The sequence below is a fragment of the Streptomyces sp. B1866 genome (genome assembly GCF_031932565.1).
In the GTDB taxonomy this organism is placed as follows: domain Bacteria; phylum Actinomycetota; class Actinomycetes; order Streptomycetales; family Streptomycetaceae; genus Streptomyces.
Genome location: NZ_JAVSCF010000392.1, coordinates 1 through 3,767 on the forward strand (window position 1 = coordinate 1; position 3,767 = coordinate 3,767).

3 protein-coding genes are annotated in these 3,767 nt (G+C 78.4%); all 3 read right to left on the reverse strand.

Translation table 11 applies throughout. The features are described 5' to 3' along the window. Window positions 1-48: 48 nt before the first annotated feature. Window positions 49-1,266, reverse strand: a complete 1,218-nt coding sequence (locus RKE29_RS28515; RefSeq protein ID WP_312008582.1) for an ROK family protein — start codon at window positions 1,264-1,266, stop codon at window positions 49-51. A 328-nt stretch (window positions 1,267-1,594) separates the two neighbouring features. After that, on the reverse strand, window positions 1,595-2,116 hold the full coding sequence (gene mug / locus RKE29_RS28520) for a G/U mismatch-specific DNA glycosylase (protein WP_312008584.1): 522 nt from the start codon (window positions 2,114-2,116) through the stop codon (window positions 1,595-1,597). Between the two features lie 68 nt (window positions 2,117-2,184). Further along, window positions 2,185-3,627 carry an adenylosuccinate lyase gene (gene purB, locus RKE29_RS28525; protein ID WP_312008583.1) on the reverse strand — a complete coding sequence of 481 codons (1,443 nt, stop codon included), beginning with the start codon at window positions 3,625-3,627 and terminating at the stop codon, window positions 2,185-2,187. Window positions 3,628-3,767 lie beyond the last annotated feature (140 nt).

Sequence of the window (3,767 nt, forward strand, 5' to 3'; positions counted from 1 at the left end):
CGGCGGCGAGCGGCCAGGCGGCGGGCCCCCCGCCGCGGCGGCAGGCCGTCAGCCGCGCGCCGTGACCGTGCCGCGCACGGCGAACAGCTCCTCCTCGACGTGGTCCAGAGCCAGCCGCAGCGCGCCCGTCGCCACCGCCGCCGGGCCCAGCAGCGACGCGGCGACCCGCGGCGGGCGCAGGCAGTAGCGGGCCAGCTCCTCGCGCAGCCGGCCCAGCACGCCCTCGGCCCCCGCGGCGCGGCCGCCCACCACGACCACCTCCGGGTCCAGAGCGAGCACCAGCGCCGCCACGTCGTGCACCAGCCGGGCCGTGAACCGGTCCACCGCCGCCCGCGCCTGCGCGTCCCCGGCGCGCGCCCGCGCGAACACCTCCGCCACCTGCGTCTCGTCCAGCGGCCGCAGCGGCTCCCCGGTCGTGGAGAGCACCTGCTCGGGGGCGGCCTGACGGCCCAGCAGGTGCAGGGCCCCGATCTCCCCGGCGGCCCCGCCGAAGCCCCGGTGCAGCCGCCCGCCGATCAGCGACCCGGCCCCGGGGCTCAGCCCGGCCAGCACCAGCACCACGTCGCCGGACCCGGCCGCCGCCCCCTTCCAGTGCTCGGCCACGGCGGCGGCGTTCGCGTCGTTCTCCACCAGCACCGGGCAGCGGAAGCACCGGCGCAGCCGCTCCCCGAGCCGCAGGCCCGTCCAGCCCGGCAGGGCGGTGGCCAGCCGGACCGTGCCGTCGGCCGTCACGATCCCCGGGCTGCCCACTCCCACCGCGCGCAGCGAGCCGTGCGCCACCCCCGCCTCCCGCAGCAGGCCGGCCACGGCCGCCCGGACGTGTTCCAGGCGCTCGTCGGCCGGGGCCCGCTCCGGCACCGCCCGCTCGGCGGAGCCGACCGTACGGCCGTCGAGCCGCGCGAGCAGCGCCGCGACGCGGTGCGCGCCGATCTCCACGCCGAGCAGGTGCCCGGCCTCGGCCCGGAACCGGAAGCGGCGTGCGGGCCGCCCCTGCCGGCGCGCGCCGCCGTCCTCTGCGGGTGCCTCCGCCACCAGGCCGGCCGCGGCCAGCCCCTCGACCACGCCCTCCACGGTCGGCCGCGACAGGCCGGTGGCCCGGGCCAGGTCGGTGAGGGTGGCGCTGCCGGGCGCGGCGGACGCCTCCGGGCTGCCGGCGGCCCGGGGTTCCCGCGGGCCGTCACCGGTCGCCGCGCGTAACGCCTGCAGGACCACGGCCGAGTTGATCCGCCGCAGCAGGGACGGATCCCCGCCCGTGAGCCGTGCCACGCCGCCTCCCCAGGACACCCTTCCCCAGGCCCTGCCATCGACGTCCCGCCTGTCCGGCGACGCCTGGCGCCCCCGGCTACCGCCGGGAGGTGCCCCCGCCCGGCTACCGCCGGGAGGTGCCGCCTCGCACCAGACGCCGCGGGGCCCGCCGTCCGGGCGGACGACGCTACTGTGACGACAGGGCCTAGCCGCCTGAAGGCGGGCCGCAGGCCGCCTCCGGCGGGCGCGCCGATGCTATCCGCTGGGTCCGGCCGCCGCGAGACGGCCCCTCGCGCCCTGCCTTGCGCCCGCCCCCGGCGGCCCCGCGCCGCGACCCGTCCCGGCGGGTTCAGGCGTCCGCGGCGGCGCGCAGCCGCCCGAACTCCTCCGCCATCGCCGGCAGCGTCCAGTGCGCGTTCAGCCCGCTCGGGTTGGGCAGGACCCAGATCCGGGTCTCCCCGAGGGTGCGCGGCTGCGGGCCGACGGCCGCGCGCCGGTCGCCGAAGGCGACGCGGTAGGCGGTCACCCCGGCCACGGCGAGCCAGCGCGGGCGCAGCCGCGCGACCTTCTCGCGCAGGATCCGGCCGCCCTCCCGGTACTCCTCGTCGGTCAGCTCGTCCGCCCGCGCGGTGGCGCGCGGCACCACGTTGGTGATGCCCAGCCCGTACGCGAGCAACTCCGCCTGCTCGGCGGGCCGCAGCAGGCGCGGGGTGAAGCCGGAGGCGTGCAGGGCGGGCCAGAAGCGGTTCCCCGGCCGGCCGAAGTGGTGGCCGGTGGCGGCGGTCATCAGCCCCGGGTTGATGCCGCAGAACAGCACCCGCAGGTCTTCGGCGACCACGTCGGGCACCAGCCGGCCGCGGGCCGCCTCCAGGTCGGCGGGCGCCGGGACCCGGGTCCGCCGGGCCGGGCGGCCGCCGACGGGCCGCGCGGCGGGAGCCGTCACAGGATCGCGCCGGGCCGGTAGGCGGCCGCGTCCGGGTACCGCTTGACGACCTCCTCGATCCGCGCCACCACCGCGGCGACCTGCCCGGCCGCCGCGCCGGTGAACGACAGCCGGTCGGCCATCAGCGCGTCCAGCGCCGCGCGGTCCAGCGGGATCCGCTCGTCGGCCGCGAGCCGGTCCAGCAGCTCGTTGCGCTCGGCGCCCCGCTCGCGCAGGGCCAGCGCGGAGGCCACCGCGTGCTCCTTGATGACCTCGTGCGCCGCCTCCCGGCCCACCCCGGCCCGTACGGCGGCCATCAGCACCTTCGTCGTCGCCAGGAAGGGCAGGTAGCGGTCCAGCTCGCGGGCGACGACGGCGGGGAAGGCGCCGAACTCGGCCAGCACGGTCAGGAACGTCTCCAGCAGCCCGTCCAGGGCGAAGAACGCGTCCGGCAGCGCCACCCGGCGCACCACCGAGCAGGACACGTCGCCCTCGTTCCACTGGTCGCCGGCCAACTCGCTGGCCATCGACGCGTAGCCGCGCAGCACCACCGCCAGGCCGTTCACCCGCTCGCAGGACCGGGTGTTCATCTTGTGCGGCATCGCGGACGAGCCGACCTGGCCCGGTTTGAAGCCCTCGGTGACCAGCTCGTGCCCGGCCATGAGCCGGACCGTCTTCGCCAGCGAGGACGGGGCGGCGGCCACCTGCACCAGCGCGGTGACCACCTCGTAGTCCAGCGAGCGCGGGTAGACCTGGCCGACCGAGGTGAGGGTGTGCGCGAAGCCCAGGTGCCGCGCGACCCGCCGCTCCAGCTCGGCCAGCCGCCCGGCGCCCTCCGGCCCGCCGCCGAGCAGGTCGAGCATGTCCTGCGCGGTGCCCACCGGGCCCTTCACGCCGCGCAGCGGGTACCGGGCCAGCAGGTCCTCGACCCGCCCGAAGGCCGCCAGCAGTTCGTCGGCGGCGGTCGCGAAGCGCTTGCCGAGCGTGGTGGCCTGGGCCGCGACGTTGTGCGACCGGCCCGCCACGACCAGCTCGGCGTGCTCCGCGGCCAGGGCCCCGAGCCGGGCCAGGGCGGCCACCGTGCGGGCGCGTACGTGCTCCAGGGACAGCCGGACCTGGCACTGCTCCACGTTCTCCGTCAGGTCGCGGGAGGTCATGCCCTTGTGGATGTGCTCGTGGCCGGCGAGCGCGTTGAACTCCTCGATACGGGCCTTCACGTCGTGCCGCGTGACCCGCTCGCGCGCGGCGATCGAGGCGAGGTCCACGTCGCCCAGGACGCGCTCGTAGTCGGCGAGGGCGTCCTCCGGCACGTCCACCCCGAGGTCCTTCTGCGCGCGCAGCACGGCCAGCCACAGGCGGCGCTCCAGCGTCACCTTGTACTCCGGGGACCACAGGCGGGCCAGCTCCGGGGAGGCGTAGCGGTCGGCCAGGACGTTCGGGATGGGCGGTTTCGCAGTCACGCGGGCAGAGTCTACTGGCCGCCCGGACGGCCCGCCCCGGACGGCCCGCGCCGCACCGGTGCGCGGTGTTCCGCCCCGGTCCGCGGCGTTCCGGCCCCGGCCCGCGCCGCGCGCCCGCCGTGCCGCCTCCCGCGTGCGGC